The 19,911-nt window shown below is 61.9% G+C and carries 21 protein-coding genes; 14 read left to right on the top strand and 7 right to left on the bottom strand.

Annotated elements, in window-relative coordinates:
* The first annotated feature begins 276 nt into the window (after positions 1–276).
* From ABLE86_RS19165 to ABLE86_RS19140, 6 genes are all read left to right on the top strand, one after another.
* Positions 277–858, top strand: a complete 582-nt coding sequence (locus ABLE86_RS19165; RefSeq protein WP_348780578.1) for a L,D-transpeptidase — start codon at positions 277–279, stop codon at positions 856–858.
* Positions 859–1,021: 163 nt separating this feature from the next.
* Entirely contained in the window at positions 1,022–1,156 is a 135-nt protein-coding gene (locus ABLE86_RS19160) for an ABC transporter (protein WP_348780577.1), read from the top strand.
* A 141-nt stretch (positions 1,157–1,297) separates the two neighbouring features.
* On the top strand, positions 1,298–1,921 hold the full coding sequence (locus ABLE86_RS19155; RefSeq protein ID WP_348780576.1) for a hypothetical protein: 624 nt from the start codon (positions 1,298–1,300) through the stop codon (positions 1,919–1,921).
* Between the two features lie 88 nt (positions 1,922–2,009).
* Complete coding sequence (locus tag ABLE86_RS19150; RefSeq protein WP_348780621.1) at positions 2,010–2,597, top strand: protein-S-isoprenylcysteine O-methyltransferase; 588 nt, start codon at positions 2,010–2,012, stop codon at positions 2,595–2,597.
* A 24-nt stretch (positions 2,598–2,621) separates the two neighbouring features.
* Positions 2,622–3,407: a hypothetical protein gene (locus ABLE86_RS19145; protein WP_348780575.1), complete on the top strand. Its 786-nt coding sequence runs from the start codon at positions 2,622–2,624 to the stop codon at positions 3,405–3,407.
* A complete protein-coding gene (locus ABLE86_RS19140) occupies positions 3,404–4,294 on the top strand; it encodes an SDR family NAD(P)-dependent oxidoreductase (RefSeq protein WP_348780574.1) in 891 nt (296 codons plus the stop codon). Before ABLE86_RS19145 ends, ABLE86_RS19140 begins: the two co-directional genes overlap by 4 nt.
* A gap of 202 nt (positions 4,295–4,496) precedes the next feature.
* On the opposite strand, the gene glnA is transcribed toward ABLE86_RS19140, so the two are convergent.
* The gene (glnA, locus tag ABLE86_RS19135; protein ID WP_348780573.1) at positions 4,497–5,918 is read right to left on the bottom strand and encodes a type I glutamate--ammonia ligase; all 1,422 of its coding nucleotides are present in this window, start codon (positions 5,916–5,918) and stop codon (positions 4,497–4,499) included.
* 112 nt (positions 5,919–6,030) lie between these two features.
* A complete protein-coding gene (locus tag ABLE86_RS19130; protein WP_348780572.1) occupies positions 6,031–6,525 on the bottom strand; it encodes a YbaK/EbsC family protein in 495 nt (164 codons plus the stop codon).
* 277 nt (positions 6,526–6,802) lie between these two features.
* Here ABLE86_RS19130 and ABLE86_RS19125 point away from each other — a divergent pair, with 277 nt between their 5' ends.
* The gene (locus ABLE86_RS19125; protein ID WP_348780571.1) at positions 6,803–8,164 is read left to right on the top strand and encodes a tlde1 domain-containing protein; all 1,362 of its coding nucleotides are present in this window, start codon (positions 6,803–6,805) and stop codon (positions 8,162–8,164) included.
* A gap of 34 nt (positions 8,165–8,198) precedes the next feature.
* Here ABLE86_RS19125 and ABLE86_RS19120 read toward each other — a convergent pair whose 3' ends face one another.
* Positions 8,199–9,110 (bottom strand): LysR family transcriptional regulator, encoded by a 912-nt coding sequence (locus tag ABLE86_RS19120; protein WP_348780570.1) that lies wholly within the window; start codon positions 9,108–9,110, stop codon positions 8,199–8,201.
* A 149-nt stretch (positions 9,111–9,259) separates the two neighbouring features.
* Between ABLE86_RS19120 and ABLE86_RS19115 the strand changes: the two genes are divergently transcribed.
* The 6 genes from ABLE86_RS19115 to ABLE86_RS19090 are packed head-to-tail and all read left to right on the top strand — an operon-like array spanning position 9,260 to position 14,253.
* On the top strand, positions 9,260–10,105 hold the full coding sequence (locus tag ABLE86_RS19115; protein WP_348780569.1) for a D-amino-acid transaminase: 846 nt from the start codon (positions 9,260–9,262) through the stop codon (positions 10,103–10,105).
* Positions 10,106–10,158: 53 nt separating this feature from the next.
* A complete protein-coding gene (locus ABLE86_RS19110) occupies positions 10,159–11,022 on the top strand; it encodes an ABC transporter substrate-binding protein (protein ID WP_348780568.1) in 864 nt (287 codons plus the stop codon).
* Positions 11,023–11,042: 20 nt separating this feature from the next.
* On the top strand, positions 11,043–12,146 hold the full coding sequence (locus ABLE86_RS19105) for an amino acid ABC transporter permease (protein WP_348780567.1): 1,104 nt from the start codon (positions 11,043–11,045) through the stop codon (positions 12,144–12,146).
* 25 nt (positions 12,147–12,171) lie between these two features.
* A complete protein-coding gene (locus ABLE86_RS19100; protein ID WP_348780566.1) occupies positions 12,172–12,915 on the top strand; it encodes an amino acid ABC transporter ATP-binding protein in 744 nt (247 codons plus the stop codon).
* Between the two features lie 35 nt (positions 12,916–12,950).
* Positions 12,951–13,967 carry a P1 family peptidase gene (locus ABLE86_RS19095; RefSeq protein ID WP_348780565.1) on the top strand — a complete coding sequence of 339 codons (1,017 nt, stop codon included), beginning with the start codon at positions 12,951–12,953 and terminating at the stop codon, positions 13,965–13,967.
* Positions 13,968–13,971: 4 nt separating this feature from the next.
* Positions 13,972–14,253, top strand: a complete 282-nt coding sequence (locus ABLE86_RS19090; RefSeq protein ID WP_348780620.1) for an arginase family protein — start codon at positions 13,972–13,974, stop codon at positions 14,251–14,253.
* Between the two features lie 67 nt (positions 14,254–14,320).
* Here ABLE86_RS19090 and ugpC read toward each other — a convergent pair whose 3' ends face one another.
* From ugpC to ABLE86_RS19070, 4 genes are all read right to left on the bottom strand, one after another.
* Complete coding sequence (gene ugpC, locus ABLE86_RS19085) at positions 14,321–15,472, bottom strand: sn-glycerol-3-phosphate ABC transporter ATP-binding protein UgpC (protein WP_348780564.1); 1,152 nt, start codon at positions 15,470–15,472, stop codon at positions 14,321–14,323.
* A 9-nt stretch (positions 15,473–15,481) separates the two neighbouring features.
* Positions 15,482–16,378 (bottom strand): sn-glycerol-3-phosphate ABC transporter permease UgpE, encoded by an 897-nt coding sequence (gene ugpE, locus ABLE86_RS19080; protein ID WP_348780563.1) that lies wholly within the window; start codon positions 16,376–16,378, stop codon positions 15,482–15,484.
* 12 nt (positions 16,379–16,390) lie between these two features.
* Positions 16,391–17,275 carry a sugar ABC transporter permease gene (locus ABLE86_RS19075; RefSeq protein ID WP_348780562.1) on the bottom strand — a complete coding sequence of 295 codons (885 nt, stop codon included), beginning with the start codon at positions 17,273–17,275 and terminating at the stop codon, positions 16,391–16,393.
* Between the two features lie 79 nt (positions 17,276–17,354).
* Complete coding sequence (locus ABLE86_RS19070; protein WP_348780561.1) at positions 17,355–18,695, bottom strand: extracellular solute-binding protein; 1,341 nt, start codon at positions 18,693–18,695, stop codon at positions 17,355–17,357.
* A 199-nt stretch (positions 18,696–18,894) separates the two neighbouring features.
* Here ABLE86_RS19070 and ABLE86_RS19065 point away from each other — a divergent pair, with 199 nt between their 5' ends.
* Positions 18,895–19,872, top strand: coding sequence for a sugar phosphate isomerase/epimerase (locus ABLE86_RS19065; protein ID WP_348780560.1), 978 nt, complete (start codon positions 18,895–18,897; stop codon positions 19,870–19,872).
* Positions 19,873–19,911 lie beyond the last annotated feature (39 nt).

Raw genomic sequence — 19,911 nt, 5'->3', positions numbered from 1 at the left:
CGCACATCCAGGACCCTGCGATTGCAATCAACTGCACCCAATCAGAACAGTGACAGGATACACGGAAGGCGGCACGCCCAGACACACCGCCCACAAGTCCTCTCCGCATTCATCCAAGTTCCTGCATAGCGATCCACCTGAAAGTGTATCAAGGCCTACAACGTCTTCGCCTATGATCGGCGTCAACTCACCGAATCATAGTTACGTTGCTGAACTAGACACAGCTTCTCGACAGTATAAAATGGGCGCAATGTCCGGTCTTTAGAGGGCTCGCGCATGAACGACCTGTCACGACGTGGCGTGATGTTGGGCAGTTTGGCATTCCTGGCTGCCGGCTGCACGCCATTGGGAACGCAGACGTCCGTAATGGCGACCAATACGCAGTTCGTCGTTGATCCGCGCTACAAGCGAACGCGCGTGAAGTACGACGGCAATCAGCCCGTCGGAACCATCGTGGTCAATACATCCGAACGTTTTCTTTACGCCATCGAAGATGGCGGGTGGGCGATGCGCTACGGCGTCGGTATCGGCGAAGAGGGGCGCACGGTCAAAGGCAAGGCGATCATCGGCCGAAAGGCGAACTGGCCGGCGTGGACACCCACCGTAAGCATGATGCAACGAAAGCCGCGCCTCCTCAAATATGCAGGTGGAGTACCCGGCGGACCCAATAATCCACTCGGCGCACGCGCCCTTTATCTGTACCGTGACGGAAAAGATACTATGCTTCGCCTGCATGGTACAAATGAGCCATGGACTATCGGCACTGCGGTTTCGAGTGGATGCATCCGACTAACCAATGAAGATATCATTGACCTGTACGAACGTACGAATGTTGGAACAGAGGTCCTGGTGCTTTGATGATGACGCACTGGAATACTCCGATAACACCGCGTAAACTGCTTTACAAAATGTGTCATTGCTGCACTATGCCTTGGCGTATTTGACAGTTATGTTGTAATTGCCCACACTTGTTGTGGGGGCTGCATGGAAATAATTCCACCATAAGCGGGAAGGATAGCTTATGAGCAGATTTCTGATCGCATTAGTCGCAGTACTCGCCGTCGCCAGCCTGAGCGGCTGCACCACCATCGGCAAAGGCAAGGGCAAAGCCCCGCCGCCCGCGCCAGTGGTCGAACCAGAACCCGTCTACAAGTAACAGAAATTGGTGGGAGGGCCGTAGTCGTCCCTCCCACCATAGTCCGCAGTACCGACTGCGGCAGGCTTTCGACCCGGCAGGCCAAAGTCGTCGGAACGAACTGGGCCGATATCGTTCAAACTCAGGAGTGGAGCCACGGGAATGACGCTTCTATCAGGCGTCCGCGTATCTGTTGTGGCTTTTTTGGCGCTTGCGACAGCAGCATGCCAGGACACCAGTCCCGCACCGAGATTCGTCTCGAGTGCCAATGGCACGAAGCCGGTTGTGGCGGCGCCCACGGCCGCACGCGAACTCAAGGAAGATACATCCAAAAACAAGACATACGGATATTTCATCGAATTCCGCTCGCGCTACGCGCTCAGCTATGGCCACACCTATGTTGTATTTGGCCGTTCCACCAAAAACGGGGAAATGATCAATCCGGAGGTTGCGGGCCTGCATCCGCGCTCCGAAAGCGCGGTCCCCTATGTTCTGGGCCATTTCCTCCCCGTGGAAGCGGAGACCGGATGGAGCGACGGAGACCTGGAAGAACAATACAGGTCCGCGAGTTGGCGCGTGATGCTGACGGAAGCCGAGTACAATAAGGTTGTCGCCAATATTCGCAAGCTGCAGGCCAGTTCACCTGTCTGGCATGCGGCATTGTATAATTGTAACGCGTTTGTTGCGGACATTGCCCGCTCGATGGGTTACAAGACGCCAAGCATCCAGCTTCGGCCGCAGCAATTCGTCACCAAGCTTCGGGAGCTGAATGCGAGACAATCGTAAGCTTCCATCGCCAATACCGGGCGCGAAAACTGCGCATTGATGGGGTCGCTTACGAGCCGTTCAGTGGCGCGGGGAGCGTAAATTGACGATATCGATAGCTTCGATCGGCCAGATTGCTTGGGTGCTTGGCATCATTGCCTGGTACGTCATTCGCTATCCTTTCGAACGCCGCGCCAAGCGCGTTCGGGTGGTGAGCGATCGCCGTTCTCCCGCCGACATCTTTGGGCTTGCCTGTGCCTTGCTCGGTCTTGCCATCGTGCCCGCAATCTATGTCGCCACCGGCATGCCCGCAGGGGCCGACTACCCGGCGCAGGCGTGGGCCGTCGTCGTTGGAGCGGCCATCTTTTTTAAGGCGCTGTGGGTTTTTCGCAGGTCCCACAAGGAACTGGGCCGCAACTGGTCGATCACCCTGGAGATTCGCCAGCAACACGAGCTGGTAAGCGGTGGGCCGTACGCCTTCATCCGCCACCCCATGTACACCTCCTTTTTGCTGATGGGAGTGGGGCAGGCCTTCCTGCTGTCGAACTGGTTCGCAGGGGCGGCAGGATTGGTCGGGTTTGCGGTTCTTTTCTTTCTTCGGGTGGACAAGGAAGAGCGCATGATGCTCGAAATATTCGGCCCGCGTTATAAAGCCTATATGGAAAGGACAAAACGGCTTATTCCTTATTTCTATTGATTGTTATCATAGCGGAGCTGCCTGATGCGAGGCCGAGCCCTCAAGCTTTCGGAACCGCGACGTCTCGTCGGAGACCTGATGAGGTTTTCGATGGGGGTGCCACGGGTCACCGTGCAGCGCCAGATGCGCCTTGAGGCGCTCCAGAAAGCCAGGACCTCGCAGAAGCACAGATCGTCTTGGACTGTGCTTTTCCTGAAGGGATATGCCCTTCTGGCGCGCGAAGTTCCGGAGCTGCGGCGTGCTTACGTCAAATTGCCCCGGCCGCATCTTTACGAATTCCCGATGAGCGTAGCCTCGGTGGCGCATGAGCGCGAGCTTGACGGCGAACGTGTTGTCCTGCTGAGCACCATCAAGGGCCCCGAGCGCAGCTCCATCGCCCAGCTCGAAGCGCTGGTCCAGGCAGCGCGGTCACGTCCAGTCTCGGAAATCAAGGAATTCCGGCGCGCCCTCAAAATGGCCCGCGCGCCGGCTCCCGTCCGATGGCTGCTCATGTGGCTGGGGCTGAATATTGGTCGACAGCGGGCACGCTATTTCGGCACTTTCCAGCTTTCGGTCTATTCCGGCCTTGGGGCGGAATCCCTCAACCCTCTTACGCCTATATCCACCCTGCTCAATTACGGCCCCATCGGCGAAGACGGCTCGGTAAATGTCCGCATCCACTATGACCACAGGGTCATGGACGGGGCGAATGTCGCGCGTGCGCTGGTGAGATTCGAAGAAATCCTGAACAGCATCGTGGCTGGCGAAGTGGAAGAGCTGGCCAAAGCACAGTCCTTGCCGGTTCGGCAACTTTCAGAGACAGATGCATGAGCATGAGCAAAGAGCCTCGCCCGGCGGTGGTCGTCGTCGGCGCCTCCCGCGGGATCGGCAGAGCCATCGCCAGGGTCGTCGCCCGCGAGCGGCGCGTGGTCGTGCTCGTTGCGCGTTCGGCTGAAGAATTGGCCGCCGCCGCCGCCGAGGTGCGAGAAGCCGGCGGGGAGCCGTTCACTCTTGCACTGGATCTTGTGGCGCATGATGCGGCGGCGCGGCTGGAGGCCTTCCTCACCGCGCAAGGCCTGACCTGCGATGTCCTGGTCAACAGCGCGGCCTACGGCCTGCGCGGCGCGGCAACGGCACTTCCTGCCGATGACCAGCTCGGCATCATCGACCTCAACATCCGTGCCCTTTGCGACCTCACGCTGCGCTTCTTGCCGGGAATGGTGACGCGGCGGCGCGGCGGGATACTCAATATCGGTTCGGTCGCTGCCTTCACTCCAGGCCCATACATGGCCTTCTACTATTCAAGCAAAGCCTTCGTGCGCAGCTTTTCGGAAGCGCTGCATCAGGAAACGCGCCGAAGCGGCGTAACCGTAACCTGCGTAGCGCCCGGGCCCGTCGAGACGGCGTTCCTCCAGAGTTCGGGTGCCGATCTGACCGTGCTATTCAAGGTCTTGCCAAGGCTGACTTCGGATGAGGTAGCCAAACGCGCGTGGCAAGGGTTCAAGTCACGCCGTCGGCTGGTCATACCGGGCACTTCGGCCAAGCTTGCCGCTCTTTTCGCAGCATTGGTGCCCTCGGCTTTGCTGTCGCCCCTGATCGGCAGGCTGCAACGCAACGGCAACGACCCCTGCCCGTGTGGCTCGGGCAAGAAGTACAAGAAATGCTGCAGCAGCCGCGCGCACCAGCGCCGCCGCGACGAGTCACGCCTGGTCACCTGACGATTTCAGCCACGCCATCAACGTGTAGAGCCGTGTCGCCGGTCCTCCCGCGCGACCAAGGTGCTGACCCGAAGCATCGACCATCGAGGGCCCGCAAGGCGGCGTCGCAACTGTCGAAGCTATCGAACGTTTCCGCGCGAACAACTCACGTCGCTGCTAGAGCGATGCCGGACGATCGCGGCAGGAGCCCAACGCCCCAGGCCTAGATGTCGTAGTACAGCACGAACTCGTAGGGATGCGGCCTTATGCGTATCTCTTCGATCTCATGCGTGCGCTTGTAGCTCAGGTAGGTTTCGATGACATCGGTGGTGAAGACATCCTGTGCCAGCAGGAACTTGCCGTCGGCCTGAAGCGCGTTGAGAGCCTCGTCCAGCGAGCCCGGTGTCGACGGGATCTGGGCGCGTTCGACCGGCGGCAGGTCATAGAGATTCTTGTCGATCGGTTCACCCGGGTCCAGGCGGCTGCGAATGCCGTCGAGCCCGGCCATCAGCATGGCCGCGAAGGCCAGGTACGGGTTGCAGGAGGGGTCCGGGCAGCGGAACTCCACGCGCCTCGCCTTCGGGTCGGGCGAGTACATCGGAATCCGGCACGCTGCCGAGCGGTTGCGGCGCGAGTAGCCCAGATTGACCGGCGCCTCGAAGCCCGGAACCAGCCGCCGGTAGGAGTTGACGGTCGGTGCGCAGATGCCGAGCAGCGCCGGCGCGTGCTTGAGAAGCCCGCCGATGTAATAGCGCATCACCTCACTGGAACCGGCATAGCCGTCGCCGGCAAAGATCGGGCGATCCTTCTGCCAGATGCTCTGGTGAACATGCATGCCCGAGCCGTTGTCGCCAAACAGCGGCTTTGGCATGAAAGTGGCGGTCAGGCCTCGCCGGCGGGCAACGTTCTTCACCACGTATTTATAGATCATCACATTATCGGCCATCCGCGTCAGCGATGCGAAACGCATGTCGATCTCGCCCTGGCCGCCAGTTGCAACTTCGTGGTGATGCGCCTCAACCGGAATGCCGATCTCTTCCAGCAGCCTCACCATTTCGGTGCGGGCGTCCTGAAGCGTGTCCGCCGGCGGAACCGGGAAATAGCCTTCCTTGGGGCGCAGCTTGTGCCCAAGCCCCAGGCCGGCTCGCCCGGTCCAGTTCGCCTCGACCGCGTCGATGTCGTAGTAGCCGTAATTGGTGCCCTGATCGTAATGGACCTCGTTGAACACGAAGAATTCGAGTTCGGGCCCGAAATAGGCGACGTCACCGATACCGGTGGCCTTGAGGTGCGTCTCGGCCTTCTGGGCGATAAAGCGGGCATCGCGGCTGTAAGGCAGGGTGTTGGTCGGGTCCATGATATTGCAGATCAGGACCAGCGTCGGCACCTCCGTGAACGGGTCCAGGAATGCCGTGGTCGGATCAGGCACGACGAGCATGTCGCTTTCCTGGATTTCCTGGAAGCCGCGGATGGAGGAACCGTCGAAGCCGACGCCCTCGGTGAAGCTGTCCGGCCCGATGGTCTTCGGCGGCACGGAGAAGTGCTGCCACAAACCGGGAAGGTCCACGAAACGCAGATCGACCATCTCGATGTTTTCATCCTTGATGACCCGGAGAACGTCGTCCGGACTGGCGCAGTTGCAAGGCATTGGCGTTTCCTTTCCCTGTCTAGATCGCCCGGTCCCAGGCCGAGTGCCGCTGGCAATGCGCGCGTCTGCGCGCCTTCTGTCGCCGCTCCGTCCGATCCTTCGGCACGTCTGTTCAGCCGTTCGCCGGCAATGAACCTCCATGGCCGGCGCTGAACCGCCCGTGGCGCACCTTCCCGGTCAGCCGCGCGAACTGGGCCTGCCTCATGTGGACGAGCGTGGCGTGGTCGCCCCCCTCGAAATACACTTCCGGCTGCTGAAGAACCTTGTCCTCGATGATGACGTCGAGCCCGTAGCATTCGCCGACCGCAGGAACGGCGCCGCGCGTGCAATCCGTGATCAATTGGTCCAGCTCAAGCTCGGTGGCGAGGGTGAGCCCCTCTCCGAACAGCGCCTTGAGGCCATCGAACTGGAGGCGCCTGGAGGCCGGCAGGATCGCGAGAAAGTAGCCGTCGCGACCGCGCAGCACGACGGCTTTGGCCAGGGCACCGGCCGGAATGCGGCAAGCCCGCGCAGTCGAGATCGAAGAGCTGGTCGGCCTATGCTCGACCAGATCGTACTCGATGCATTTGCGCTCGAGAAATGCCTGGAGCGTCAAGGCAAGGGTCATTCTCCCACCCTCCAGGTGAGCAGACCGAACCTTAAAAACCTACGCCATGATACATCCTGGACGCCGTCCTTGCCAGTTCGATGCCGAGCACCGGATCGCGCCTCAGGAGCTCCCTGATCATCCACGCCGATAGCCGCTTGCGCCGCTTTCTTGCCGCCTCACGGCGACACATAGGGATGGTTTGCGGCTGCAAAGCAAAATTTAACCATATTTGTTCATCTTTGCTCGATCACTGGTTCAAGATGGGGACAGTCCGGAAGTCTCGCAATTGAGGTCGTTGGTCGGCCTCGAGCCCTTTGCGGGGTTGCCGGTAGAGTACGCGTTGGTGAGTAAGATCGTTCGTGCACAGCCTTTGCGCCGCCTGGTGCGCCCGCTGCTAATCACTTGCTTTGGGACCGCTTTTGCCGGTGCTGCCGCCTGGTCGGTGGCCGGGATGATCGCTATGGGCAGCACCTTTGCCCTGAGCAGCGGCCAATACATGCCGAAGCCCCAGATCTACCCGGCCAAGAGGATGCAGGCGCGGCTCTCGGGCGGGCAAGCCTTGCCGGTCAAGTCGCCAAGGCTGGCTGCCGCATCAGTGCAGCCCTTTGTGACCGGAAGCATCGCCGCCACCCGTGACAAAGCCGCCGACCAAAACGATGTTGCGAAAGCCGCTGACGCGAGCAGCAATGCCGCGCGCTTCGAAGACGTCGTGAAGAAGGCCGGGTTGACGCCCGAGAAACTCGCCAGCCTGTTCGCCACCGGTTCCGCCAAGCCGACGCGCACAGCAAAGATTGCTGCGCCCGCGCCGCAGCATGCGACGCCGCAGCCCGTCGCGCCGGCCAGCCCGTCCCAGACCGTGCTGGCCTATGCCGATCCTTCACCAAGTGGCGCAGCCGGGGCCGCCTTGTCCGCCTTGCTGGCAGCACCTTCGGAGGAGGACCTCGCCGCACAGGATCTGGACCTCGACGACGCAACCGCGATGCTCCCGGGCTTTGAAGACACGCCGCTCGACAGTCCCCTGCCGCAGCCTCGTCCGGTTGGAAACCAGGCCGGCAAGGCTGCCTCGGATACGCAGCAGCCAGGTGCATCGAAGGCAGACGAACCAAAGAAGGCTGACGGCAGCGAGGCACAAAAGTCGCAACAACTCGCCTATGCGCGGCCGGACGATCCGTCAGAGAAGAGAAGCCGCGGCCTGGGCCAGACGCTGCAAAACCTGTTCGGCGGCCGCCCCAAGACCGGGGGCGTGGCGGTCTACGACATCAGCGCCGCGAAGGTCTATATGCCCGACGGCAGCGTGCTCGAGGCCCATTCAGGCATCGGCAAGATGGCCGACGATCCTCGCTACGTGCACGTGAAGATGAACGGGCCGACGCCGCCGCACACCTACAACCTCAAGATGCGCGAATCCCGCTTCCATGGCGTCGAGGCGATCCGCATGCTGCCGATCGACGGCAAGAACAAGCATGGCCGCGACGGCTTTCTCACCCACAGTTACCTGCTGCGAGGCAAGCAGGCGCAATCGCATGGCTGCGTAGCGTTCAAGGACTATGACCGGTTCCTCACCGCCTTCAAGCAGGGCAAGGTCAAGCAGATGATCGTGGTGCCGAGCGGCGGGCAGGAAACGATGCGCATCGCCTCCAACGGCAACAGGGTTTGAGGGGGCGGCGACGTCCCCTCCATCGCCGCAAAGGCTAACGCGGCAAGCTCTCGCCCACCGCGCGCCAGAACTCGTCGACGATCGGGCGCGTCGCGGTCGCATGGCGATAGATGCGTATCTCGACCTCGATGTCCCAGGACGGATCGTCGGTCGCCCGCACCAACGTGCCCTCGTCCAGTTCCTGCCTGATCAGGCCTTCGGGCAGCCAGGCGACGCCCCAGCCAGCGAGCGCCATGGTCTTGAGGCCGATCGATATCGTGTTCTCGTGGACGACACGGCGCCGGAAGCGCGGCTTGCTGGCGAACAGCTTTGAGAGCGCGACACCGAAGAACGAAAAGTCGCCATAGCTGAGATAGGGCAGTGGAACTCCACTGCTGATGGCGTGGTCCAGTTGGGCGCCTTCGGTTGCCGGGCTGCTGACCGGCAGCAGGCGTTCGGTCCCGAGAACCAGATGGGGGAAGCGCGAGCTGTCCATGAGGAACGGCACGGAGGCATGCGCATAGGTCAGGAAAAAATCCGCCTCGCCCTCGACCAGCGTGCCGATGTTCTCTTCGATCCCGCCCTTGTCCGGGCTCATGCGCGTGCGCAATTCGCCAAACCGGGAGCGCATCTGCTGCAACCATTGCGGAAAGAAAACCACCGTCAGCGTGTTGAGGCCAGAAAAGATGAGCGTCTGGTCGCTCTGCGCCCTTGGCGGCTGCAGGGCATCGCGGGTGGCGTAAAAATTCCTGATGGCTTCCTGCGCCACCGGCAGGAATGCCTTGCCTTCCTTCGTCAGCTCGGCAGGAAACGTCACCCGGCTGACGAGGGTCACGCCAAGCCAGGCTTCGAGCTGCTTGATGCGGCGGCTGAAGGCCGACTGCGTGATGCGCCTTTCCTCTGCCGCGCGGGAAAAGCTCAGCGTATTCGCCAGGCACGCGAAATCCTCGAGCCATTTCAGTTCCATGGAATCCTCCGCTGCCGCAGCTTGGCCAGACGCGGTTTACACCGCCGGTGGGTGTTATGCAAAAATTGCATAAGGATGGGAAAACAATGCATTGGACGTAGCAAAATGGATTCCCTAGCGTCCGGCGTCTTGAGTTTTCGGGGTCCGAATTGAACAGAACCATTTATCTCAACGGAGACTTTGTCGCCGAAAACGAAGCGAAAATTTCGATTTTCGACCGCGGTTTCCTGTTTGGCGATGGCATCTACGAAGTAACCGCCGTGATCGACGGAAAGCTGGTCGACAATGATCTTCACCTCAGCCGGCTGGAACGCTCGCTGAAGGAAATTTCAATTCCGCTTCCGCTTTCAATGGAAGAAATCGTGGACGTGCAGCGCGAACTGATCGCGCGCAATTCTCTGGATGAAGGCGTCGTTTATCTTCAGGTCACCCGCGGCGCCGCAGACCGCGACTTCGGCTTTGCCGACGACATGAAGCCTTCCTTCGTCGCGTTCACCCAGGCAAAGAACCTGGTCAACGCCAATTCGGTCAGGAACGGCGTCGCGGTCGACATCGCGCCAGACACGCGCTGGGCCCGCCGCGACATCAAGACGGTGATGCTGCTGGCGCAGGTGCTGGCCAAGAAGGCCGCCAAGGCAAAAGGCTTCCACGAAACCTGGCTGGTTGAAGACGGCTTCGTCACCGAGGGCGCCTCGTCCACCGCTTTCATCCTGACCAAGGACGACGTGATCGTCACCCGTCCAAATTCGCATTCGGTGCTGCCGGGCTGCACCCGGCGCGCGGTCATGAAGATTGCCGAGGAGCAGAATACCCGCGTCGAGGAGCGGCTGTTCACGGTCGAGGAAGCGCAGCAGGCCAAGGAGGCCTTCCTCACCAGCGCATCGAGCCTCATCACGCCCGTCATCCGGATCGGCGACCATGTCATCGGCGACGGCACGCCCGGCCCGATCACCAAGCGCCTTCAAACCATCTATCTGGAGTTGGCCCGCAACTAAGCCTGCTTCGGTGGAAAACAGAAGCCACCCAACATTTTTGAGGAGGGGAAACTATGACGATCTTCAACACCACGGCAAAGCTCGCGCGGCGTGCTTTGCTCGCAACGGCTCTGACCTTCGTTGCCGGAGGAGCAGCGATGGCGACGGAAGGCTATGGCGACTGCCCGCTGACCGGCGAGAAGGGCTCTGCCTCGATCACCCCGGCCGTTCCGGGCCAGTTCACCGTCATCATCAACCTGCCGGCCGTCGGCCAGTTCAACGGCGACACGCCCGAGACGATCAAGGACGGGTATGAATTCTGCATGGCAGTCAACATTGCCCACCGCCTTGGCCTCGACAAGGTCAAGCTGGTCAACGCCTCCTTCGATTCCATCGTCGCCGGCCAGAACAAGGACTTCGACATCGCGCTGGCGCTGATCTCGGTCACCGAGCCGCGCAAGAAGGTCGTCGACTTCTCGGCCCCGTACCTTGCCTCCGCCCACGGCGTTGCCGCCAAGGCCGGCTCGACCCTGAATGAAGAGACGATCAAGCAGGCACACGTCGGCACGCAGGCCGGCACGACGCTGGTTCCCTTCGTGCAGGACACTCTGGGCGTTTCTCAGCTGGACGTGTTCGATGACACCGCCTCCATGTTCACGGCCGCTGTAGCCGGCAAGGTCGACGCGGTGATGACCGACCTGGGCATCGTGCTCGGCCAGGTCGCCAATTCCGGCGGCAAGCTCCAGGCCATCGGCAAATACGCCAGCGACGAACTGACCGCCGGCATCTACCAGAAGGGCTCGCAGAACGCCGAGACGATCGACAAGATCATCGAGGATCTGAAGGCCGACGGCACGCTCAAGAAGCTCGAGGCAGCATATCTGCTCGAGTCCTTCGGCGGCGTTTCGCCCGACGACGTCCCGACCTGGAAGCCCTGAGCCAAGGCTAGAGAAACCACATGTCCACATCGGCTCTCGAAGCCAAGGACGAGCGCGCCAGGAGATGGCGCGCTCGCAACCAGGTCCGAACCTTTGGCAAGCGCTCCTTCGGCGTTCTGCTCTGCGCGCTCGCCACCCTCGCGGCGCTGGCCTATACGGCGCAATACATCCGTTCTTTCGTGATCGAGGAAGGCTGGGCGTCAATGCCGGTGACGGTAGTCGCCGCTCTCGCGTGCCTGCTACCGCTGTTCGTCGTGGCGCTCGCAGCCCGCGCCCTGTCGTGGTCGTCGCAGGCCGCCAAATCTGCAGACATCTATCTCGGGCGTGAGCTCGGGGCCAAAGCATCCGATGCATCGTGGAAGGCGCTCGCCTATTCGGCGGCCCTGCTCATCCTCTGCTCGCTGTCGTGGTTCCTTGTCGTCAACGACGCGGCCGTCAGCCGGACCTTCTTCGACCTCGCGCTGATCGTGAAATCAGCCGGCGCCGTGCTCAATGCCTTCGGCACCAACATCTTCATCTTCACCGTTTCCGCCGTGCTGATCCTCATCTGGGCGCTTGTGGTCGCCGTGGCGCGCACGTTGCCCGGCGAAGCCGGCAAGCCGATCCGCGCACTGGCCATCATCTATAGCGACCTGTTCCGCGGCCTTCCGGCGATCATCACCATCTACCTGATCGGTTTCGGCCTGCCACTGACCGGCCTGCCGATCCTGAAGGATCTGTCTTCCAACGCCTACGCCATCATCGCGCTGACGCTGACCTATGGCGCCTATACTTCCGAAGTCTACCGCGCCGGTATCGAAAGCGTGCATCCGAGCCAGATCGCGGCGGCGCGCTCGCTCGGCCTCTCCTATTTCAAGACCATGCGCTACGTGGTCATTCCGCAGGCCGTGCGCGGCATAGTTCCGCCGCTGATGAACAACTGCATCAGCCTGCAGAAGGACACGGCACTCGTCGCGATCATCGGCACGATCGACGCCTTCAACCAGTCGAAGATCATCGCCAGCAACAATTTCAACCTCTCCGCCGTCACCACCGTCGCCATCCTCTTCATCGTGCTCACGATCCCGCAGGCTCGTTTCGTCGACAAGCTGATCGAACGCGACCGCAAGAAGATGCGCTCCTGACCCCTCGAACGGATGGACTGAAAAGATGGCACTGGTCGAAATCGACAAGGCATACAAGCGCTACGGCGCGGTCGAGGTCCTTTCCGGCATCTCGCTCGACATCGAGGAACATCAGGTGGTTTGCCTGATCGGCCCATCGGGCTGCGGAAAGTCGACGCTGCTGCGCTGCATCAACAGGCTGGAGACGATCAACGAAGGTGAAATTCGCCTTCACGGCGACCGCGTCACCGGCCCCGGCGTCGACCTCGACGCCCTGCGCCGTGAGATCGGCATCGTCTTCCAGGGCTACAACCTGTTCCCGCATATGAGCGTGATCGAAAACGTCACGCTGGCGCCCACCAAGGTGCTGAACATGTCCAAGGCGGAGGCCGTGGAAAAGGGCAAGGCGCTGCTTGCCCGCATTGGGCTGCAGCACAAGGCGGATGAATATCCGGACCGCCTGTCGGGCGGCCAGCAGCAACGCGTGGCAATCGTGCGCGCGCTGATGATGGACCCGACGCTGCTTCTCCTCGACGAGATCACCTCGGCGCTCGACCCGGAGCTGGTTTCGGAAGTTCTGGACATCGTCCGCGATCTAGCCAAGAACGGCATGACCATGGTGCTCGCCACGCATGAGATGGGCTTTGCCCGCGAAGTCGCGGACAAGGTCTGCTTCCTGCAGGCCGGCAAGGTATATGAGGAAGGCCCGCCGGAACAGATCTTCGGCAAGCCACAGGGCGAGCGCACGCAAGCCTTCCTGAAGCGCATCGTGGAAGCCGGCCGGCTCTGAGATCCGGGCAGTCAAGATAGGTTGAGGTAAGATCGGTGAACGCACGGGATTTTGGCATCGTCTGCGGAATTCTTCCCACGGGCGAGAAGAACGCGATCACCGATGTGCCCGGCGTGCGCGTCGGCCACCACACGATCCGCGACGGCGACATCAATACCGGCGTCACCGCCGTGCTGCCGCATGCCGGCAATCTCTACCGGAAGAAGGTGCTGGCGGCGAGCGACGTCATCAACGGCTTCGGCAAAAGCACGGGGCTGGTGCAGATCGACGAACTCGGCACGCTGGAAACGCCGATCCTGCTCACCAACACGTTTGGGGTCGGCACCTGCGCCAACGCGCTGATCCGCGAGGCGATCGCCGCCAACCCGGACATCGGCCGCCAGACCGCGACGGTAAACCCCGTGGTCTGCGAGTGCAACGACGGGCCGCTGAACGACATACAGGCAATGGCCGTCACCGAGGAACATGCTCGGCTGGCGCTGGCGAATGCGCACGAAGGCGCGGTCGAACAGGGCAATGTCGGCGCCGGCACCGGCATGACCTGCTTCGGCTTCAAGGGCGGCATCGGCACCTCTTCGCGCCGGCTGGAGCTGGACGGCCAGACCTTCCATCTCGGCACGCTGGTGCTTTCCAATTTCGGCCGCGCCGGCGACCTCGTGCTGCCGGACGGCCGCCGACCCTCCCCTAACGCCGCAAAGGAGGCGGAGAAGGGCTCGGTCATCATCATCCTCGCCACCGACGTTCCGCTGGAACATCGCCAGCTTCGGCGCGTGACCCGTCGCTGCGGCGCGGGGCTTGCCCGGCTCGGCGCCTTCTGGGGCCACGGCAGCGGCGACATCGCCATCGGCTTTACCACGGCGACCACCATCGATCACGACGAGAAGAGCGATCTCATCTCGATGCGCGCGCTCAACGAGAACCGCATCGACAAGCTCTTCCGCGCCGCCACTGAGGCCACGCAGGAAGCGGTGCTGAACTCCATGTGCGCGGCTGAAGCCATGACCGGCCGCGCCGGCAATTTTCGTCCCTCGCTAGCCGACTGGCTGCGCTGAGCGCATCGGCGACGCGCCCGTCTACATCACCTTCGATATGGATTCGCTCGACCCGGCTGATGCGCCCGGGGTCTCCAATCTGGAGCCCGGCTATCCCGGCATCAGGATCGGCGAGGCGGTTCGCATGCTGCAGGGCTTGCGCGGCCTGAACGTGGTCGGCGGTGACGTCGTCTGCCTCATGCCCACCAAGGACAGCCCCAACCAGATCACCGCCATGAACGCCATGGTCGTGATGTTCGAAATGGTCTCGCTGATGGCGGACTTCATCGCCACAAACAAGAAGTAGAATTGCGGCGGGGCGGAGCACCTGCGCTCCGCCCCGCCGCAACAATCGGCTGCTTTTCTGATCGCGATCAGGACCGGCCTGTCGCCAGCACACGCGCATCGGCTTCCGCGACAGCGCCTTCCGGCGTTTCGCCGCCGGTCTCTTCCAAGACGCGTTCTTCCAGCCTGCGGCCGTTGTCGGCATCAAAGAGATGAATGTCGGAGGGGTTGACCGCAAAAGTGAGCAGGTCGCCCGGCATGCGCACGCGCCCGTCCGTCACATGCGCAATCAGCGACTTGCCCGCAAACGTACCATGTACGAGCCTGGCGGAGCCGAGTTCCTCGGCGAAGTCGAACTTGCCCGAAATGCCGCCCGGTGCAAGCCGCACCGCTTCAGCGCGAAAGCCCAACGTCACGGGCCCGTAGCCCACATTCGGCCACCGGCCGCGGTCGTAGGCCATACGCTGCCCATCCGACAGCACCAGGGAGCCGCTGTCCGGATCGGCCGTGGCATCGATAAGGTTGAGCCCCGGCGTGCCGATGAAATTAGCGACATAGGTGGTCTGTGGACGCTGGTAGACCTCGGCCGGCGTAGCCACCTGTTCGATCACTCCCTTGTTCATGACCACGATGCGATCGGCGAGGGTCATCGCCTCCACCTGGTCGTGCGTCACGAAAAGGGTCGTCGTCCCGAGCCGCTGGTGCAGCTTGCGGATCTCGATCCGCATGGCGACACGCAACTTGGCGTCCAGGTTCGAAAGCGGCTCGTCATAAAGGAAGATTTTGGGCTCGCGGATCATGGCGCGCCCCATGGCCACACGCTGTCTCTGGCCGCCCGAAAGCTCGGCCGGCCGCCGCGCCAGAAACTCCTCCAGCCCCAGCGAACGCGCCACTTCGCGCACCCGCTCCTCGCGTCGGGCCTTCGGTGTGCGGGCGATCTTCAGCGAATAGCCGATATTCTGCGCCACCGTCATGTGCGGATAGAGCGCATAATTCTGGAACACCATGGCGCAGCCGCGCTCGCGCGGCTCCAGCTTGTTGGCGACGCGTCCGCCCAGGACGATCTCGCCGTCGGTCACGCCTTCAAGGCCGGCGACCATGCGCAGCAAGGTCGACTTGCCGCAACCGGACGGCCCCAGGATGACGACGAACTCGCCCGCCGAGATATCGAGATCGACGCCGTGGACGACCTCGTTCTTGCCGTATGACTTGCGGACGTTGCGCAGGGTGATTTCGGCCATGGCTGAACCCTATTTTTCCGTTGAGATGAGGCCGCGCACGAACCAGCGCTGCAGAAGGATGGTGACGAGCACGGGCGGAGCGAGGACGATGAGGTTGGCCGCCATGGCGATGTTCCATATCGGCGGGGCGCCAAATAGCGGGCCGGGCACCACCTTCTGCAACTGCATTGTTGCGGTGGCGTAGTTGGCATGGTCGGTGACAATGAGCAGCGGCCACAGATACTGGTTCCATGACCAGACGAACATGATCGTGGCCAGCGCTGCCATGTTCGTCTTCGACAGTGGCAGCAGAACCTCGATGAAGAAGCGCATCGGCCCTGCCCCGTCCATCTTGGCGGCTTCCGTCAGTTCGTCGGGAACGGTCAGGAAGAACTGGCGATAAAGGAAGGTGCCGGTGGCGGTCGCGATCAGCGGCAGGATCAGGCCCGAGTAGGAATTCAGCAGGTTCCATTCCGGCAGCTGGATGCTCAGGCCGAGCAGGTTCAGCATGGCCTGGAACGGGCCGAGCGCATTGGCCGCCACCGCGTAGGTCGGCACGATGCGCACCTCGAGCGGCAGCATCAGCGTGATGAAGATGAGCCAGAACATCAGCATCCGCAGCCGGTAGCTGAAATAGACGATGGAGAAGGCCGACAGCGCGGCAATGCCGATCTTGCCCGCAGTGACGCCCAGCGCGACGATGAGCGAATTGATCATCACCCGGTCGAAATTGCCCTGCTTCCAGGCCACCGACAGGTTCTCCAGCAGGTGATTTCCGGGCCAAAGCGGCATCGGCACCTGGTTGACCGTGTGGAAATCATGGCTGGCGGCGACGAAGACCACCCAAAGGGGCATCAGCAACGCTATCAGGCTGAGCACCAGAATGGCCTGGGTAACGAAATCCAGAATTGGCGTGCGTTCGATCATGACGTTTTCCGCTCAATTGTAGTGAACGCGCCGCTCGATGTAGCGGAACTGGACGAAGGTAAGAGCGACGATCAGCACCATCAGGACGATCGACTGCGCAGCGGCCAGCGAGTAGTCCTTGCCCTGGAAGCCGTCGGTGTAGATCTTGTAGACCATGAGATCCGTCGCGCGGGCCGGACCGCCACCCGTCGTGATGTCGACGATGCCGAACGAGTTGACGAAGCTGTCGGTTATGTTGATGACGATGAGGAAGAACAGCGTCGGCGTGATCAGCGGAAGCTGGAGGTCCCACATGCGGCGCAGCACGCCGGCACCGTCCATGGCCCCGGCCTCGCCCATCGTGCGCGGAATGGATTGCAGGCCAGCCAGGAAGAAGATGAAGTTGTAGCCGACGAGGCTCCATGCCTGGGCCAGCACGATCAGCAACATTGCATCGAAGCCGTCGAGCGCCGGGTTCCACAGGCCAGGGAAAAAGCGGTTGATCGCCGACACGAAGCCCGCGTCAGGCGAGAAGATGAAGCGGAAGGCAAGCCCGACAGCCGGCGCGGCAAGCGCATAGGGAAGGAAGAAGGTGAACTTGTAGACCTTGTGCCCCGGAAGCCGCCGGTCGACGAACAGGGCGAGCAGCATGGCGATGACCAGCGAGAGCGTGGTGGCAGCAACCGCAAACAGCAGCGAAATGCGCACCGAGCTCCAGTATTTCGGATCGTTGAAGACGTTTTCGAAATTGTAGAGGCCGACCCATTCATTGCCGCCGCCGAAGGCGCGTTCCAATGTGAAGGCCCAATAAAGCGCTTCGCCCGAAGGCCAGTAAAAGAACACGAAAACCAGCAGCATCTGCGGCGCGATCAAGGCCGCCGCCAGCCAACGGTTGGAAAATGTGGCGCGTTTCTCCAAGGCACAGGCTCCCTGCGGTGAACCGAAAGGGAGGCGCCGCTATTAGCGGCGCCTCATTCTGCGTGTCTGACCCCCGACCTCAGGGCAGGTCGGTGCCACGATAGGTCTGCTCGTAGCGACGCAGAATCTGGTTGCTGCGGTCGGCAGCGTCGTCCAGTGCGGTCTGGATGTCCTTCTGGCCGGTGAAGGCCGCCTCGAGTTCGGAGCGAACTTCAGCGCGGATCGAGGTGAAGTTGCCGAGACGGATGCCGCGAGAGAGCGGGGTGACACCCGATGCGGTGAGCGACTCGATCGCCACTTCACGGCCGGCATAGCGCGGATCGGCATAGAAGCCATCCGACTTCAGAAGCTCGAAGCCCTTCATGGTGACCGGAATGTAGCCGGTGTTCTCGGCGATGAACTTTTCGCCGGTGTCCGCGGCAGTGACGTATTTGAGGAAGGCAGCAGCGGCCTCGTACTCTTCCTTCGACTTGCCTTCCATCACCCACAGCGAGGCACCGCCCACGATGGAGTTGGTGCGCTTGCCGTCCTCAAGCGTAGGCAGCATGGCGACGTCCCAGTTTAGGCCGTCCACCTGCGTCTTCTTGATCGTGCCGTGATTGGCGATCGAGGTGGTGGTCGATGCGCAGGAACCATCGGCGAAGGACTGGACGAGAGTCTTGCCGACCTGTGCGGTCTGGATGCGCGCATAGCCGGCGTCCAGCCAATCCTTGAACAGCTTCATGTGGTCGACAAAAGCGGTCTTGTTGAACGCCACTTCGGCGCCGAGGCCGCCATAGCCATTTTCGTTCGTGGCCAGCGGCAGGCCGTTGATGGCCGAGAACTGCTCGAGGTTCATCCAGGTGTCGAAGTCGAACGCGAAGCCGCATTCAACGCCGGCCGCCTTCATCGCCTTCAGGTCTTCGCCCAGCGCAGCCCAGGTCTTCGGCGCTTCGGACTTGCCGATCTTGGCCCAGGCGTCCTTGTTCCAGTAGAACACTGCCGTCGAGGAGTTGTAGGGGAACGACCACATCTCGCCCTTCGAGGTGGCATAGTAGTTGGCGATGCCCGGGATATAGGCGCTCCAGTCGATGTCCAGCTTGTAGTCTTCGGCGAACTTGTTGGCCGGGTAGATGGCGCCCGACAGCATGAAGTTCACGGTGCCGGCGTCGTAGATCTGGACGATGGTCGGGTGCTGCTTGGCGCGATAGGCCGCGATCGTGTTCTGTTCGGCCTTGTCGTATCCGCCCTGGCCGGAACAGACCGCCTCGTACTTGTCCTGCGACTGGTTGAAGAGCGCGCAATGCTTTTCCATCACCTCGCCGAGGTCGCCGGTCAGGCCGTACCAATAATTGAACTTGATACGCTCCTGCGCCTGGGCGGCGCCGGATGCGATTGCCATGACCGAAGCGGCCAGTGCGAGAAGGGAAGTCCGTTTCATTACAGTCTCCAAGGAAAGAATGTCGCGGGTCCGTCCCCCGCCGTGTGTCTCCCTAGAGCCGTTGCATGACAGTTCTGTTCGCGTCCGATTACAATCCCGTGACGGCGAGATGAAGTTTTGGTCAAAAACGCGATTTCATGGAACCGTCACGATAAGTCAGACGCCTGTCACGAAACCCGAAGATTGTCCCGAGATGTCAATGGCCGCACGAGCGGCCTTCATCCGTGAAATCAAGGGAAAATCGAACATGCTGGCCAATGGTGCTACAGGCACGGGCATTTCCGCACACAAGCGGGCAAACGACCTGAGCGACTTCGCTGACGAACTCGACATGATCGAAGGGCTCGGCGTCGAAGCAATCGAACTGCCGACCTATGACATGGATATCGTGATCGGCGGCAAGATCCGCCGTCAGCAACTGGAAGCGCTGAAGCGCGCCTGCGCTGGCCGCGACGTCGTCTATTCCGTCCATGGTCCGCTCTCGATCAACTTCATGGACGAGGCCTGGCGCCTGCCACGCCACATGGAAGTGCTTGAAGCCTCGCTGGAGGTCGCCGCGGAAGTTGGCGCGGAGCACTATGTCATCCATTCCGGGCTGGTACCGCAGCAGCAGGCGCAGGGCATCGAGGCCGCTTATGAGCGCCAGCGCGAATGGCTCGCGCGCGCCGGCGACGTTGCCGCCAGGCTCGACCTTGTTCTATGCGTGGAAACCTTGTTTGCCGGCTATGAAGGGCGCGCGCGCTCGGCTTCGCCTGCCCGCCTGGCGGCCGAGCTTGCAGCGATCGACCACCCGAACGTCCTTGCCACGCTCGACTTCAGCCATGCCTATCTGAAGCTCGACTATGACGGCCAGCGCGATAGCTTCGTCGAAGAGGTCAAGGCGATCGCCCCCTGGGCACGCCACCTCCACATCCACGACAGCTTCGGGCGCCAGGACGATATCTGGATGTTCACGGAAGGCGAACGGATGGCATACGGCCATGGCGATCTGCATCTGCCGGTGGGCTGGGGCGACATTCCTTGGGACCGGATCGTCGCGGAGTGCGAGTTCCCCGAAGGCGTTCTCTTCAATATCGAACTGAAGGAGCGCTACTGGTACGCCGCGCAGGAAACCGTCGACGCCACCAAGCGTCTGGCCGAAACGGCGCGCGTCATCGGCCGGGCGGTCGCAGCCTGAGCCACCGAGCGTGGGAAACGCAGAAGGGGTGGCCTCGGC

The organism is Mesorhizobium sp. KR2-14 (assembly GCF_040049255.1).
Classification (GTDB): Bacteria; Pseudomonadota; Alphaproteobacteria; order Rhizobiales; family Rhizobiaceae; genus Pseudaminobacter.
Note: the sequence above shows the minus strand (reverse complement) of the source record. Positions and strands in the feature narration are given on the sequence as shown.

Excerpts from the sequence above, each read along its gene's own strand:
- ABLE86_RS19140 (WP_348780574.1), top strand. The coding sequence starts at position 3,404 with ATGAGCATGAGCAAAGAGCCTCGCCCGGCGGTGGTCGTCGTCGGCGCC.
- ABLE86_RS19105 (WP_348780567.1), top strand. The coding sequence starts at position 11,043 with ATGTCCACATCGGCTCTCGAAGCCAAGGACGAGCGCGCCAGGAGATGG.
- ABLE86_RS19110 (WP_348780568.1), top strand. The coding sequence starts at position 10,159 with ATGACGATCTTCAACACCACGGCAAAGCTCGCGCGGCGTGCTTTGCTC.
- ABLE86_RS19070 (WP_348780561.1), bottom strand. The coding sequence starts at position 18,695 with ATGAAACGGACTTCCCTTCTCGCACTGGCCGCTTCGGTCATGGCAATC.
- glnA (WP_348780573.1), bottom strand. The coding sequence starts at position 5,918 with ATGCCTTGCAACTGCGCCAGTCCGGACGACGTTCTCCGGGTCATCAAG.
- ugpC (WP_348780564.1), bottom strand. The coding sequence starts at position 15,472 with ATGGCCGAAATCACCCTGCGCAACGTCCGCAAGTCATACGGCAAGAAC.
- ABLE86_RS19130 (WP_348780572.1), bottom strand. The coding sequence starts at position 6,525 with ATGACCCTTGCCTTGACGCTCCAGGCATTTCTCGAGCGCAAATGCATC.
- ABLE86_RS19155 (WP_348780576.1), top strand. The coding sequence starts at position 1,298 with ATGACGCTTCTATCAGGCGTCCGCGTATCTGTTGTGGCTTTTTTGGCG.
- ABLE86_RS19100 (WP_348780566.1), top strand. The coding sequence starts at position 12,172 with ATGGCACTGGTCGAAATCGACAAGGCATACAAGCGCTACGGCGCGGTC.
- ABLE86_RS19145 (WP_348780575.1), top strand. The coding sequence starts at position 2,622 with ATGCGAGGCCGAGCCCTCAAGCTTTCGGAACCGCGACGTCTCGTCGGA.
- ABLE86_RS19165 (WP_348780578.1), top strand. The coding sequence starts at position 277 with ATGAACGACCTGTCACGACGTGGCGTGATGTTGGGCAGTTTGGCATTC.
- ABLE86_RS19065 (WP_348780560.1), top strand. The coding sequence starts at position 18,895 with ATGGCCGCACGAGCGGCCTTCATCCGTGAAATCAAGGGAAAATCGAAC.
- ugpE (WP_348780563.1), bottom strand. The coding sequence starts at position 16,378 with ATGATCGAACGCACGCCAATTCTGGATTTCGTTACCCAGGCCATTCTG.
- ABLE86_RS19120 (WP_348780570.1), bottom strand. The coding sequence starts at position 9,110 with ATGGAACTGAAATGGCTCGAGGATTTCGCGTGCCTGGCGAATACGCTG.
- ABLE86_RS19160 (WP_348780577.1), top strand. The coding sequence starts at position 1,022 with ATGAGCAGATTTCTGATCGCATTAGTCGCAGTACTCGCCGTCGCCAGC.